The 14,177-nt window shown below is 66.3% G+C and carries 11 protein-coding genes; 6 read left to right on the top strand and 5 right to left on the bottom strand.

Annotated elements, in window-relative coordinates; genetic code table 11:
• Window positions 1–54: 54 nt before the first annotated feature.
• Both Pth03_RS05280 and Pth03_RS05275 read right to left on the bottom strand, forming a co-directional pair.
• Complete coding sequence (locus tag Pth03_RS05280; protein WP_203942980.1) at window positions 55–834, bottom strand: hypothetical protein; 780 nt, start codon at window positions 832–834, stop codon at window positions 55–57.
• 15 nt (window positions 835–849) lie between these two features.
• Entirely contained in the window at window positions 850–1,485 is a 636-nt protein-coding gene (locus Pth03_RS05275; protein WP_203942979.1) for a hypothetical protein, read from the bottom strand.
• Window positions 1,486–1,712: 227 nt separating this feature from the next.
• Here Pth03_RS05275 and Pth03_RS05270 point away from each other — a divergent pair, with 227 nt between their 5' ends.
• The 5 genes from Pth03_RS05270 (at window position 1,713) to Pth03_RS05250 (ending at window position 7,387) form a co-directional block, all read left to right on the top strand.
• Window positions 1,713–2,480 (top strand): hypothetical protein, encoded by a 768-nt coding sequence (locus Pth03_RS05270; RefSeq protein WP_203942978.1) that lies wholly within the window; start codon window positions 1,713–1,715, stop codon window positions 2,478–2,480.
• Window positions 2,477–3,568 carry a hypothetical protein gene (locus tag Pth03_RS05265; RefSeq protein WP_203942977.1) on the top strand — a complete coding sequence of 364 codons (1,092 nt, stop codon included), beginning with the start codon at window positions 2,477–2,479 and terminating at the stop codon, window positions 3,566–3,568. Before Pth03_RS05270 ends, Pth03_RS05265 begins: the two co-directional genes overlap by 4 nt.
• Window positions 3,565–5,025, top strand: a complete 1,461-nt coding sequence (locus Pth03_RS05260; RefSeq protein ID WP_203942976.1) for a hypothetical protein — start codon at window positions 3,565–3,567, stop codon at window positions 5,023–5,025. Before Pth03_RS05265 ends, Pth03_RS05260 begins: the two co-directional genes overlap by 4 nt.
• Complete coding sequence (locus Pth03_RS05255; protein WP_203942975.1) at window positions 5,022–6,323, top strand: AAA family ATPase; 1,302 nt, start codon at window positions 5,022–5,024, stop codon at window positions 6,321–6,323. The genes Pth03_RS05260 and Pth03_RS05255 overlap by 4 nt, the downstream gene beginning before the upstream one ends.
• 659 nt (window positions 6,324–6,982) lie before the next feature.
• Window positions 6,983–7,387, top strand: a complete 405-nt coding sequence (locus Pth03_RS05250) for a hypothetical protein (protein WP_203942974.1) — start codon at window positions 6,983–6,985, stop codon at window positions 7,385–7,387.
• A 2-nt stretch (window positions 7,388–7,389) separates the two neighbouring features.
• Here the strand turns inward: Pth03_RS05250 and Pth03_RS05245 are convergent, their stop codons facing one another.
• Window positions 7,390–8,076 (bottom strand): very short patch repair endonuclease, encoded by a 687-nt coding sequence (locus Pth03_RS05245; protein WP_203942973.1) that lies wholly within the window; start codon window positions 8,074–8,076, stop codon window positions 7,390–7,392.
• A 108-nt stretch (window positions 8,077–8,184) separates the two neighbouring features.
• On the opposite strand from Pth03_RS05245, the gene Pth03_RS05240 reads away from it, so the two are divergent.
• Window positions 8,185–10,161 carry a DNA translocase FtsK gene (locus Pth03_RS05240; protein ID WP_203942972.1) on the top strand — a complete coding sequence of 659 codons (1,977 nt, stop codon included), beginning with the start codon at window positions 8,185–8,187 and terminating at the stop codon, window positions 10,159–10,161.
• Here the strand turns inward: Pth03_RS05240 and Pth03_RS05235 are convergent.
• Both Pth03_RS05235 and drmB read right to left on the bottom strand, forming a co-directional pair.
• On the bottom strand, window positions 10,142–12,235 hold the full coding sequence (locus Pth03_RS05235; protein ID WP_203942971.1) for a UvrD-helicase domain-containing protein: 2,094 nt from the start codon (window positions 12,233–12,235) through the stop codon (window positions 10,142–10,144). The genes Pth03_RS05240 and Pth03_RS05235 overlap by 20 nt on opposite strands.
• Before the next feature lie 66 nt (window positions 12,236–12,301).
• Window positions 12,302–14,176 carry an MrfA Zn-binding domain-containing protein gene (drmB, locus tag Pth03_RS05230; RefSeq protein ID WP_203942970.1) on the bottom strand — a complete coding sequence of 625 codons (1,875 nt, stop codon included), beginning with the start codon at window positions 14,174–14,176 and terminating at the stop codon, window positions 12,302–12,304.
• Between the last annotated feature and the right edge of the window lies 1 nt (window position 14,177).

Here is a 14,177-nt window from a genome sequence, read left to right as displayed (position 1 = left end):
CTTGATGAAACCCTCAAGATCCCCGCGATATCGATCCGATGTTGGTGTCCCGCGTCAGCTGTGGTCGTCGGGCAGCGTGGCCGGTGCCTTCGCACCGATCAAGGTAAAGGTGCGCAGCATGTGGTCGACCTCTTCCGCGGCCCGGGGCGCGTCCTCGGGCATGTAGGAGGCCGTGATCTCATAGGCGGCGCCGCGCCCGTCGTGGAAGTAGAGCATGTAGGTGCGCTCGAAGTCGGTGTCGGGGTTGACCGATTCGTTCCAGTAGAAGCCCATCGGAGCCTTGGTCGTCTCCAGGACCGACCACGCTCCGCGAAACCGCCCGCCGGTGCCGATGACCCAGCGGTACTCGCGGTAGCCCTGCGTATCGCCGAAGAGATCCCGCTCGCCTTGGGCGAGGAGCGCCGGATCGGCTGCCTGCGGAGAAAACCGTACGGATAGGTCGACGTAGGGCCGGTCCTGTCGCGCGACGTCCTGATATCTCACCCAGCCGGGCAGCTTCAGCACCTTTCGTGAGGCCGTCGCCTCCGTCTGGAAACCCAGCTCAGGATGGCGGTGCACCGTGTAAGGGAGCCTGCTGTCACCGGGCGCGAGGCCGCCGGGCAACGGCGGATCGCCCACCATGTGAGTGGGCGCGAGCATGACCGGAGTGGGCGTCACGCGTGGCACGGGCTCGGGGGTTCGTCGCAACACGTGGCCGGCGTACGGAGTCCGGTTCTCCACAGGGGAGGAATCGGACGACCGCAGGACCCACGCGCCACCCAGGCCGAGCGCCGAACCGGCGACCGTGCCCGCCAAGCCGTACACCAGGGGGCGCCGCCAGCGTGCAGAGGTCACGGTCTGTGCCTCCGCTCAGGGCGTGGGTGAGGAGGTGGGAGAGTTCGTCACCGGGACGCGAGGCTCCCAGACGGTGACGCGGGCCTTGAGGCTGTCCTGGGACTCGTCGACCACCTCGATGCGCACGATGTTCTTCAAAAGGGTGACCCCGCAGAGGACGTCGTCCTTGGAGGCGCCTTCGACGACGGTGCGCAGATCCCGGTCGAGGAGACCCGCGCAGTCGTCTCTGCCGGGCTTCCCCTCGAAGACCCACCGGGTGAGCCTGCCGCCTCCTGTGGCCTTGAGGTTCATCTGGTCGGACCCGTAACTCTTGGCCGCCACGAGCACCCCGGCGCCCTTGGTCTCCAAAGCGAAGTCGCCGGTCGAAGAACTGCCGGCGCTGTACGCGTTCGACTGGTCCGTGGGGGGCTGCCCTGCACCGGTGCCGAGGGTGAAGGGCGTGCCCGACTCGATCGTGTAGGAGCCCTCCCACTGCACGATCTCCTTGGGAGCGCCGGACGAGGGTTGCGACTTGGCTCCGCCGTCGTCGTCTTTGGCCAGGAGCGTGAAGACGCCTGTCAGGATCGCCGCGATCACGGTGGCGATCGCACCGACGATCACACCCAGGCGATCGGGTTTCTCGCCGGTCGCGGCGGTCTTCCTTTTGGCCATCTGAACCGTCCGGGAGATCGGTCAATCCCAGAAGCTGACGTCCAGAGGATATTTCCCGCACAGGATTTTCGGGATGGATCATGCCGATTTCGAAGCTCGGAACGTCCCCGCCTACCGACGAACGAACACGCGCCCTGTCGATCGCGTCGTGCCATCGATACTGGAAGACAGCGGGAGCAAGTGGAATAGACCGGTTACTCCTGGGACTTCTGATACGCTCCCCGACCGTGGAACTCGACGCTCTGGAGCGACGCATCGCCGAGTTGCGCGCACAGGTGCGGGCCGCCAAGGCAGCCGCCGACCACGCGACCGTACGGCTGTTGCGAGCGGAGCTGCGCAAGACGGAAAGGGCGTGGGACGACGCGCTGGATCCCGAGCCGGAGCCCGCGCAAGCCCCTTCGTTGTCCGTCCGTGAGCAGGTGCATCAGGCGCTGACGCTGCTCGGTGTGCCGACGGCCGGCAAGATGATCGTCGCCGTCAACGAGGCGTTCTTCGCCGGCCGCGTCACCGCCGGCCAGCTCACCAGCCTGCGCCGGGACGAGGAGAAATCCTTCCGGACCTCCCCGTACGCGAGGCCGTACTATCTGTGCGCCGCGCTGACCTCCGAGCTGCTCTCCCCCGCGCGCGGCCTTCTCGCGGTGAGCACCTGGCCGGCGCAGATCCGGATAATCGGGCCGCTGAGCCCCCGCACCGATTTCCTGACCTCGGCCATCCGCATCGCGGAGCACATCGCCCGGCTCATCCACGCCGGCGAGGACGCCTCACTCGCGGCCTATCGGCTGCTCACCGGCATGGCCCAGAACATTCCCGGAGCGGTCGACGGCTTCGACCGGGCCGAACCCGCGCAGGTGATCGCCGCCGCCGGGGCCGAACTCACCATCCATCGAGAAAGCGACATGCACGAACGCGGACAGGCCGCCAAACGGGCGGAGAAGCAACTCGACCAGGTCACGCGCCTGTTCGGCGCCGGACTGAAGACCGCGAGGACGGCGTGAACCGTCTCGACACGCTCCGCGGCCCCGTCGCTCCCCTCGACCACAACGCCCGCACCATCGCGGCCCTGGCCGTCAACCCCGGCTGCGACCGGCGTGCCCTGCTCGACGCCGCCGGAGTCGACAAGCAGAAGACGGCCGCCTATGTCGGGCATCCCGCCCCCTTCGGGCAGTCGCCGTTCGCCATCACCCGTGCCGCGTCCTTCGACGCGCTCGTCAAGGCGAACGGCTGCGCCCACCTGCTGCGGCTGCTGCGCGAGACGCTCGGCCTGTCGATCTCGGAGGCGGCCTACGCCGACATCTCCGACGTCGGCGGCAACGACAGTCATCAGATGCGGCACACCCGCACCCGCGCGTTGCTGAAGCGGGCCGCCGCCGGCGGCGACGGCTCCTGCACGCTCTTCGACCACCCGTTGCTCAAGCTCACCGTCGCGGGCCACGAGGTCTACCTCGAACCGTCCATCATCGCCTTCCAGATCGAGGGCCGGTTCCACGTCGTGGAGATCAAGTCCTTCGCCGTCGTCGACGACCAGGCCGACGCCGGTCAGGTCGCGGCGGCGGCCCGCCAGTCCGCCGTCTACGTGCACGCGCTGCGCGAATTGTTCGCCGCCGAGGGCCTCGACCCCGAACGCGTCTCCCACGACGTCGTGCTGGTCTGCCCCAAGGACTTCGCCAACCACCCGACGGCGACGCTACTCGACGTGCGCCAGCAACTTGCGGCGCTCCGACGGCAGCTGTCCCGGCTGACCCGCATCGACCGCATCCTCGAGGAGCTCCCGGCCGACTTCACGTTCGACCTCGAGACGCAGTCGCCGGACGAGGTCGGCAAGGCGGTCGGTTCCGTAGGGGCACGGTTCGCCCCTGAATGCCTGTCGAGCTGTGAAATGGCGCTGTTCTGCCGCGCCGAGGCACGCGGCGACGGGTCGACGGACCTGCTCGGCCGCACCGCCAGAGACGCGCTCGGCGGCCTCGAATCCATCCCCGCCGTGCTCGGCCTGGCCGACGAAAGCAGGCCGCCGTCTCCCGAGCAGCTCGAAATCGCCGAGCAGCTGCGCTACGTCCGGCGCCTCTACACCGAGGCGATCGCATGAGCATCATGAGCTCGTACGCGCGGGCGTTGGCCGCACAGGAAGGGCGGGCTCAGCCGGTCGCGACCGTACGGCACGTGCATCTGTCGGCCGCACCGATGGTGTTCATCCCGTTGAGGCTCGCCGGGGAGGCCGCCGCACCTCTGGCGGCCATGGTCGGCACCGACCCGGAGAACCCGCGGCTTCTCGTCGTCCCCCAGCCGCGCAACCGTGACCTGCGCTTCGCCTTCATGGCCGAGCTCGCCGACGTCATGCTGCCGTACATCGAGGGCTTCGCCGAGGTCGTGGAGACGGTTGAGGCGAAGACGCCGTACGAGAGATATGCCGACGCCCCGCAGATCCTGGTGCCCAGCCGGGGCGGCGTCGCGTTCACCAAGCTGCTCGGCCGTTCCACCCGGTTTCGCCGTGCCGACGGTCCTTATCCGGTGCACCCCACCGTTCCCGTCCTCGGGCAGTGGCTGACGTTCTTCGCCGACCGCGCCGAATATGCCGGGTCGTCCGCGCTGGTCGCGATGACCGACGCGCTCGCCCTTCACTTCGCCACCGGGCAGAGCCCGATGGAAGACGCCAACCTCGCCACGCAGCTCGCGTGGATCAGCCCCCCGGACGGCCAAAGCGGCGCGAAAGCCGCGTTGGCCGCGGAAGACCCGCTCATCTCTCCTCCCGCCGGGCCCGATACGCATCCCGACTTCGACGGCCAGGTGCTGGAACACGCGATCCGGGCCTACGAGACGTCGGGCTCGGAGGCTCAGGTGCGCGAGGCGCTGCGAAGCCAATTAACGCCGACCTGGTCGCTCATGTGGCATGCCGTACGGCTGCTGCGCGGCCTTCCCGAGGCGGCGACCGTCGACGTGCGCTGGGTGAGGGACCGCGAGCAGTTCACCCGCGAGACCGCCCGCCTCGCCGAAGGCGGCTCTCCGCGAGGGCGCGTCGACAGCGCCGTCCGGGCGGCCATCCGCCTGGCCGACCTGGAGTCGGTCGTGCAGACCTATGAAGCGCAGCGCGCTTTCGACGACCCTCTCGTGATGATCGAGCACCGCGTCGCCGGCAAGGCGTTCACCGGGGAGGTCGTCGGCGTGGACGCCGCCCGGCGCATCGTGCCCGCGGGCAAGACCCGGCCGGCGCCTCGCCCGCTTGTCACGATCCGCACCAGCGACCCCGTACGGCTCTCGCCCGGCAGAAAGCTCTTCTCCAGCCGCAACCGCAAGCAGAGGACCGAGGTCGTCGGCATCGACGGCGACCTCGTCGTCCTCCAGATCAACGACCAGATGGGCCGCGGCGCCAGTCCGGCTCCCGGAAGCCTTCCGGAGGTCGGCGACGTCGTCTGCTACGCCGAGCTCGACCCCGGCGGCGGGCAACGGCCGCGGCTGCCCGCCGGCGAGGACACCCCGTGGACGCACGGTGGCCCGCCCACGCCCTACACGCCCACCGATGAGGACGCCGAGGAGGCCTGGTCGTGATCGCGGAGACTCCGGCGCAGGCGGCGGCCGCCGCCACCGAGGCGATCCTGGCCGACTTCACCGGCGGCGCGCACCGGGGTGTCATCGTCGACTCCCCGCCGGGCGCCGGCAAGACGACTCTGGTCGTCACCGCGGCCACGACGCTCGCGGACTCCGGTGAGCGGCTCATGATCGTGGCGCAAACCAACGAGCAGGTCGACGACCTCGCCGACAAGCTGGCGTCCAAAGCTCCCGCGCTCACCATCGGCCGCCTGCACAGCGACGGATTCTCCGTACCGGCCCGGGTGACGCGGCACCCCGGCGTCACCGCCTCCAACAAGATCGAGCACGTGGAAGCCTGCACGGTGGTGATCGCCACTGCGGACAAGTGGGCCTACGTGACCGGCCGCACCTGGACCTGGGCGATCGTCGACGAGGCCTACCAGATGCGCTCCGACAAGCTGCTGGCCATCGCCGCACTCTTCGATCGCGCTCTGTTCGTCGGCGACCCCGGGCAACTCGACCCCTTCTCCGTCGTGGACACCGAACGCTGGGCCGGGCTCGCCTGGGACCCGATGCAGAGCGCGGTCGCCGTCATCGCCCGCCTCAACAACCTGCCCGTGCACCGCCTGCCCGTCTCATGGCGGCTGCCCGCGTCCGCCGCGCCGCTCGTCTCCGAGGCGTTCTATCCCTTCGCGTCCTTCCGATCCGGTACGGCCGCCGCCGACCGTGAGCTCCGGCTCACCACCGCCGGGTTCCCCGTCCCTTGGGACCGCACCCTCAACGAGGCCGCCGCCAGCGGATGGGCCCTGCACGAGCTTCCCAGCCGGCACACCATCCGCACCGACGCCGAAGCCGTACAAGCCTGCGCGGGCCTGGCCACCCGCCTCCTGCAGCGCGGAGCCGTCGCCCACGACGAGAACGGCTCCCACGACGTGAGCCCCGACCGCATCGCCATCGGCTGCGCGCACAACGACCAGGTCGCCGCCATCCGCGCCGCGGGAATCCCCGCAGGCGTCACCGTCGACACCGCCAACCGGCTCCAAGGCCGCGAATACGACGTCACGATCGTCCTGCACCCGCTGTCCGGACGGCGCGACGCCACCGCGTTCCACCTCGAATCCGGCCGCCTGTGCGTGCTCACCTCACGCCACCGACACGCCTGCATCGTGGTCGCCCGCGCGGGAATCGCCGAACTGCTGGACAACCATCCGTCCACGGGGCGCGTCCAGCTCAACGTGCCCGTCAAATTCCCCGACGGCTGGGAAGCCAACCACGCCGTCCTCGCCCACCTGTCCAGGCACCGCATCGAAGCCTGACCTCAGCCGGTCGCCGCCAGTGACCAACCCATAGCGCCACCAGCACCAGCACCACTGACACGGTCGACTGGCTGTCTATCCCTGTCCGGGTCGAGCCGAGGCAGCTCATCGAGCCCTCGCGGACGACGGCCATTCAGCACATCAAATTTGACAACAGAAGATGAGTCAAATGTGAATTGACACTGCCTCAAGGGCCCTTGCTATATGCGCCACTCGCACTCCGGGTGGACACCCCGTAGGAGCCGCAGTCGCCTTGGACCCCGCCACCCAAGCAAGCAGACAATTTGGGGCAAATCGCTCCCGCGACCGTCGATGACACCCAGTCCACAGCAGACTGTTCATACAAATAATTCCGACAAATCACTACTTGAAGGTACGGCGACGACCGAAGCGCCCGAAAATGTCACCATTCCCTTCTGGACAGATCCGGCAGACTATGCAATGGTTATCCCCGAACATGGTCGCTATTTAGCAATCGGCCTACTTCTAGTCTTGCCTACCATTTGCTGCATATAGCCCTAGAGGGGCATATTTGCAGTGCAACGAATAACCAAAGACGCGCCTCGCGCCGAGGGAGATCGCGCACGAGTAGAACATCTATGCCTATTAACAAAGGCTCACCCGGAGTCCTCCAACCCGCACCCCCCACAGGAGCTCACATGACGAGATTTGAGACATGTATTTCCCTCCACCTCGATGTTGAAGGTGCGGTCATGCTTTCCGCATTTCTCACGTACGACACCGAGATGCCGCTCCACGTGCGCATGTACGTTCCGCTTATCGCAGTCTTCGATGTCCCTCGTGAGACTATCGCTGCCGGACTTAACCGGTCATGCCCGCCCGACGAATGTTCATGCAAAGACATTTGCCTGCAGGATGCGGGTTTCGGATGGCTGCAGGCCATTCTTCAGCTTCCCTGGACCGATCCGCTCCACGCCTGGATTTCTCGCCAGAATCTGGAAGAGTTCCTGGTCCACTCATTCGCCATGGTTCCTGTTGGGCGGGAACTCTCGGACTACGACTGGGACGCGTCCTTTAGAAAGCTGTGCGACCCTGACCGCTAGTTCTAATGCTGATGGAGGTTGTTCCGATCAGGAGGCTGCTGATCCGTTTGCCGAGGTCTTTCTTCAGCTTTCTCCCGCGCCGTCGCGCGACGAGAAGTAACTACATCTGCTATACGCGCCGCCGCCCGGATGGGCTCTTCGTGCTCCCACACTCTGATCGTCAACCACCCGGCTTCCTGTAGCAGGCGATCAGTTTCAGCGTCACGCTCCCGGGTTCGCCGTACCTTCTCCGCCCAAAAGGTTGCGTTGGTCACCGCGACAGTGTGGTGCTGGGGACATCCGTGCCAGAAGCATCCGTCCAGGTAGACAGCGATCTTCGCCTTCGTAAACACCAGATCAGCGGTCCGGCGAACACTCTTGAGGGGGCGGAAGCAAACCCTGTAACGCAGACCAATTGCATGCACCGCTCGACGAAGGGCCAGTTCTGGCTTCGTATCCCGGCCCTTGTTCGATCTCATGCTCGCCCGAGTCGCGGCACTGGACGCCCACGACTCTGCACCCGTTCGCGTCACGGCCCCTACCGTACGACGCCCGCCCGGCTCGTGCGGTACGCCGGCGGCGACGCGCTGTTCGTCTCGGCCTCCGTCGAACTTGATCGCCCCGTCCCGGCCGGCGCGCTCTTGTACGGCGGAGACTCCGGGCTGGCGATGACTGACGTGCGACCCCGATTCCTCCACAAACGTAGCCATACCCTGCGGAGCGACTACGATCCGTACCGAACTCCGATCACCGTCACGGGCTCGGGGCCGGAGTCACCGCGATCTCAATGGCTCCCCTTGATCGAAACGGAGGGTGCCGTGCTGGACGGCGTCACGTTGGCCGATCGGTATCGCCTGAACGAGAAGCTCGGCGCGGGAGCTATGGGAGAGGTCTGGAAGGGCTTCGACCTGCGGTTGAACCGCGATGTGGCGGTCAAGATCTTCCCCAATCATCTCGATCCGGAGCCGCATCGGGTTGAGCGCTTCCGGGCCGAGGCACAGATCTGTGGCGCGCTTCAACACGCCGGGATCGTCGTGATCCATGACGCTGACGAACACCGGGGACAGCTGTTCTTCGTCATGGAGTTGCTGTCCGGCGAGGACCTGGCCAAGGTCATCGACAAGGCCCAGAACGGCCTGCCGATCGAGCGTGTCATAACAATCGGAGCGCGCCTGGCTGACGCACTGGCCGCCGCCCATGCCAAGAGAGTCATCCACCGGGATATCAAGCCCGCCAACATCATGCTTCAGCCTGGTGATCGGCCCAAGCTCTGCGACTTCGGGATCGCCAGGGTCCTCGACCCCGATCAGAGCAAGGCGACCACGCAGGTGGGCACTGCCGCTTACATGGCTCCTGAGCAGTTCGACGGCCAACCGGACGAGCGGAGTGACCTCTACTCTCTGGGCTGCGTCCTCTACGAGATGCTTACCGGTGATCGCCCTTTCCTCGGCAACGGCTGGCAACTGATCTTCCAGCACAGCTCCAAAACTCCGGAGGCCCCCAGCGCCACCCGTGCCGAAATCCCGGCCGAACTGGACGAGCTGATCCTCCAGGCGCTGGCCAAGAAGCCTGAGGACCGCCCGCAGACGGCCGGGGAGGTCGCCGCTCGATTGAAGGCCATGCGGACTCCGCCTGCTCCGCAACCCAAACTGTCTGCCGGTGCCGAAAATGTTCGACAGCCTCCGCCACAGAGGCTGCTGAAGTCGGGCGTTCCTGAGCGGAAGCACACCGACGTTGACGACGCCGCGGCGAAAAAAATCGAGGCCGTCCTACGCAAGGCACGAATCGACGCCAAGGTGGCCGGATACACTCGCGCCCCCGGTCTAACTCGGTACGAGATCAGGCTCGGACCGACCACGCCCGCCGCCCAGGTACTCACGTTGTCGGCCGCCTTCACCGCCGCCTTGAATAACACCGCGGTCCGACTTGTCGAGCTAGAGCGATCGACTTCGCCCCTGCCAGGTGTCGCCGCCGTGGGCGTCGAGGTGCCGCACGCCATACCCGACCTGATCAGCCTTGGTGATCTGCTGCGTGAAACGCCCACGGAAGAGGCGCTGATCATCGGACGTGGCCGGGATGGGAATCCCGCCGTCTTGGACCTGACGCAGTCCCCACATTTTTTGATCGGCGGTGACGTCGGGGAGATTGATCCACTGCACACCCTCATTGCCTCGGCTCTGATGCGACGCAGCCCACATCAGCTCCGCCTCGCGCTGCTCGATTCCCGCATGGGCCGCCTGACTCCGTTCTGGGAACTCCCCCACGTGGTGCATCAAGAGGATCCGCTGGCATGGGCGGTCGCCGAGGTCGAACGACGCTATGCCGATCTCTCCTCGACGCGCTGCCGTACCACCGACCAGTTCAACCGGGAGGTGCGCGAAGGGCGAGCGCCTGTCCCTCTCGGGGCCTTGGGCAATACCGAACTGGTCCATCCGCACGTGCTTGCAGTCGTCGACGAGCTGGCCGAACCCATGCGGCTGGCTTCCACGGAGAAGGCGATCACGGAGCTGACCAGGGAAGGCCGCGCGGTCGGCGTTCATGTCATAGCGCGTACGGCCTCGCCCGACGAACATGTGATCACCAGTCGAGTCAAGGCCTACATCGCAGCCCGGCTGGCCCTGAGGGTGCCAACGACGGAACAGAGCATGCGGGTGCTCGACCACATGGGCGCCGAGTCGTTGCCTCCCGGCGAGGGTTTGCTCGTAACCGGCCGGAACCGCAGACCATCCCCTCTGAGACTTGCGGCGATCTCCAGCGAGGAAATAGCGGCGATCGTCAGCCACTGGCGAGGTTGAGGAACGGGCTCGGTTCACCGTGCCAGGAGACCTGCAGGCGTTCGCGCGCCCGGGTACAGGCGACAAAGAGCAGGCAACGTTCCCGTTGCAGGTCATTCCAATGGGTCGTGGCGTCCTCTTCTAGCGGTGTGATCGAACTCGCGGCCGGCACCTGGTTCGCGCCCACCCCGATCACCGCCACGCAGCGGAACTCCAGGCCCTTCATTCGGTGCATGGTGATAGTCCGTACGTGCCCCTCAGCGCCGTCTTTGTCACGTGTGAGGTGGGTCGCGGCGATGCCGGCACGCGTAAGCGCGGCTGCCGCCTCCTGGGCCAGCGGGCCCGACCGCGCCGCGATACCGATCTCCTCGGGCTGCACTCCCGCGTCCAGCCAGGACTGCACGGTCTCCGCAAGGTGAGCGAGCTCGGCGCTTTTGGTCGAGGCTCGGAACAGCTCGGGCTTGGCTCCGTGGACTTCGGAGCGGCAGCCGCTCAGGCTCGCCTGCCGACCGTCAAGGTCGTCGATTTTCTCGCCAGCCAGCATGGCGCAGCTCCATGCAAGGATCTCTTCGGTGGTGCGATAGTTGATCTTCAAGCGAGTGGATCGGCCGGCCAGGTGAATATCGACCGAAGCGAGGCTAACCCGATTGTCGTAGATCCGCTGGTGTGTGTCGCCGGCGATGAACAGATCATCTGGCCCCTCGGCCACCGCTGCCCGCAGTACCCGCCAGCGAACCGGGTGGAGATCCTGGGCTTCATCGACGATCACGTGGTCGTACGGCTTGCCGTCCCTCTCGGCCAACGAGCGGGCCGCCTCTACACAGACGGTCTCGAACGTGCGAAGGTCACGGTCGTTCAACTCCTGCTCGAACTCCGCGATGGCACGCCAGATCTTCGCCCGCTGCAGGGAGCCGAGGCGCCGGCCGCGCCCGAGACGACGGGCGGCGAGATACCCGTCGGACCCAGTGATCTCCCAGGCCAGGACCACCTGCCGCCACTCCTCTCGGAGGAAGGTCTCGCTGAAGTCCAGGTCACGGCGACGGACGATCCGCCGCCAGATCTCCATCTCCTCATCCTCGCGGAGCAGCGCGAACTTCCCGGAGTGCCCATCGAGCACTCGGCGGGCGACCTGGTCCACGGTGAGCACGTCGATCCGTGACAGCACCTCGTCATCGGCCTCTAACAACCGGAGCGACTCGGCCAGCGAACGAGTAAGCGTCGCGGTGAACGTGGTGAGCAGCACCCGCCCACCCTGTCGGGCGAGGTGTCTGGCGCGGTGCAGGGCAACGACGGTCTTGCCGGTTCCGGGACCACCCGTCACCTGCGCCGCACCCGAATACGACCGCAAGGCCGCCTCCCCCTGCAACGGATGCAGATAGACCCGCCAGCGAGCGAAAGGCTTGTCAAACAGCTCCATGAGCTCGTCCGGCCCGTGGACCAACGCCACCTTGTCAGGCATACGACGAGTCGCCGCCTCAAGGTCGTCCGGGTTGATCTTCTCGGGTGCTGCGGAGCCGACCACGTCGTTCCAGACATCTTCGGGGGACATCCCGGCGGCCAGTCCGAAAAGCACGTCGTACTGGATCTGGGGAAGTCTGCCCTCCAGCGCCTCCAGCATGGCGACGTCGGTCAGCATCCGCGCGAACTTGCGGATCTGGTCGTCGATGCCCAGCCGGATCAGGTCGGCGTCGGAGACGTGGTGGAAGAGGGGTTTCAGGGGCCTCGTGGGGACCTGCGTCAGCGCCTCGATCGTCATGTCGATACTCGCTTCGTCGCGGATCTCCATGTGGCCGGTGGCCATGTTGACAGACACTCGGCGGTTCTGAACCCACTCGTAGGCCTCATCGTGAGTGTCGACGCGGAGCAGGGTGAACTGATCGCCCTTGTCAGGAGCCAGGACGATGCCCCGGTATTTCCGATCGATTCGGATGCTTTTCAGCCGCTCGTCACGGATCTTGTTGAGCTTCTCCAGATGTGCTCCGGCGTGCGCGGTCTGCTCGAACCTGAGGATGGTGTCGACGACCTTCTGCTGGACTGGGCGCTCCAAGCGGATCAGATCCTGCAGGAAGTCCTGGTGGATGCCCAGACGTGCCACGTCGTACTCCTCCTCAGCTCGGCTTCCGGCCCGACCGGTCAGGATCGGGCCGGAAGATCACGCTACTCACTTGCCTTTGTAGAAGAAACCGGTCGACGGGTCCTCCGGGGTTCCGATCAGCATCGCGCGGTCCAGGAAGACGTTGTTGGTCTCGCAGCTGGTCTCGGGCAGCAGCACGCAGGCGTAGCAGGCAGCCAGATTGAGGCTGTCGATGCCGTTGGCCTCGGACTCCATGCATGGCGGGTCCTGCGAGCACCACTCGGTCCGTGCCAGCGCCGATTCCAGCGTCTCGTGCAGCTTGCGGTGCTCGCCCTGGGCGACCACGCCACCAAGGCTGCCCGCAGAGTCACTGGTAGCGGTGTAGATGAGCACGCCGGCCATCCGGTCGGAGACGTACAGCCGCTCACGGAGCGACGCGGCGGGGTAGCCGCAATCCAGGCTCCACTCGTTGATCAAAATGTGCGCCAGAGTGTGCAGGAGCAGATAGCGAGGCGTCACCGGAGACTTGATGTCGCCGGGATGCTTTGTGCTTCCGGCCCGTTCCGCCCGCTCGCGCAGGATCGCCGTGTGGTTGCCCCAGATCTGGTGTGCCCGTTGCACCGGTCCCGACCGCTGCTCCCACTCCCACAGGAGCTGCTCGTCCACGGCGAGAAAGACACCTTCGCCGCTGACCTCGACCGCAGGCAGCCAGTCCACCGACCCCTTGGCCATCGCGGCCTTCCGCGTGTCGCCTCCAGTCGGGTCCGGCATGGTGACCCTGGTGAACGACTGGAGGGCCCGGACCTCGCGAAGCCGCTTCACCAGCATGGAACGCTTGACGCCGTAGGGCAGCGCGCCACCGTCACCGGGTGCCGGGATACACTCGAAATTCTCGTCGCGCCCGACGCTTCCGGTGCCGTCGTAGAGCTGGTTGTACTCCTCCTGACGCAGCTCGTTCGCCGATTCGAACATCACCGTCTCGTCCGAATCGGGCGGCGCGCTTGCCTCCAGCTCGCGACGCCGGCGGACAGCCGCCAGAACCTCGTCCGCAGTGAATCGACCGTCGTCCATAATGTCGGTCTTTTTGATCGTCTCCAGGATGAGCGCGTCCGGCAGGTCGTTGTCCAGCAAGACGCCCAACATGGCGTAATGCGGGTTCAGTTGCTGTTGCAGCGTCTCCGACCACGGAGGGATCGACAACGCCGACTTGTTGATCGGAAACCACCCCGCCGAAGCACCTCGCTGGAGGGTCCGCGGTACGGCGGCGCACCCGGGCTCTTTCGCGTCACGCCCGAGCCATGGCTGCCCGCCCCTGCACTTGATCCCCAGGGCGGACATGGCGCCGCCGCCGAAAGCCCCTTCCAACGACGCCGGTCGCACCCCACACGAACACTTGATCACGACGGACCGCAGCGAAGCCGTCTGACCGGTGCTCTCCAGCGTGAGTTCGTGCTTGACCTGCTCGTTCTCACCGGAGGTCCGCTCGCTCTTCTTATGCACCCATTCGAAGTACGGGAAGTCGTCCAGGTGTCCGTTCTCACAGGCGATGACGAATCGAGACGGCGTCAGCGGCATCTCGCAGCTACCACAGACACTCTTGCCCGAAGGCGAACCGAACCTGCGGAACTCCTGGAGCTTCTTGCACGAGGCACAGGAGTACATCTCCGGGAACAGGCGGACCCTGACCCCATCCCCGGAGGAGGGGTCGTCCGCGGGGGGGAGTTGGAACTTTGCGACCCGGAGCCAGTGTTGGAGCCGCGGCTCGAAGATCACATCGGAGGGCCACACACGCCAACTGTCGAGCCCACTGACGATGTACGACTGATCCTCGATAGCGATCACAGCTCCGACACCATACGTGGTGATGGCCTGGGCCCTCCGCACCGCGCCGAGCGGTTTCCGCGTGACATCGGCATCGCCGTTCCGGCCGGCCGGTCGCGTTCGTGCGTTACGCAGTGCCATC

Source organism: Planotetraspora thailandica, assembly GCF_016863335.1.
Classification (GTDB): Bacteria; Actinomycetota; Actinomycetes; order Streptosporangiales; family Streptosporangiaceae; genus Planotetraspora; species Planotetraspora thailandica.
Note: the sequence above shows the minus strand (reverse complement) of the source record. Positions and strands in the feature narration are given on the sequence as shown.

Coding starts and splice junctions, on each gene's coding strand:
- Pth03_RS05275 (WP_203942979.1), bottom strand. CDS start 1,485: ATGGCCAAAAGGAAGACCGCCGCGACCGGCGAGAAACCCGATCGCCTG.
- Pth03_RS05260 (WP_203942976.1), top strand. CDS start 3,565: ATGAGCATCATGAGCTCGTACGCGCGGGCGTTGGCCGCACAGGAAGGG.
- Pth03_RS05250 (WP_203942974.1), top strand. CDS start 6,983: ATGACGAGATTTGAGACATGTATTTCCCTCCACCTCGATGTTGAAGGT.
- Pth03_RS05245 (WP_203942973.1), bottom strand. CDS start 8,076: ATGGCTACGTTTGTGGAGGAATCGGGGTCGCACGTCAGTCATCGCCAG.
- drmB (WP_203942970.1), bottom strand. CDS start 14,176: ATGGCACTGCGTAACGCACGAACGCGACCGGCCGGCCGGAACGGCGAT.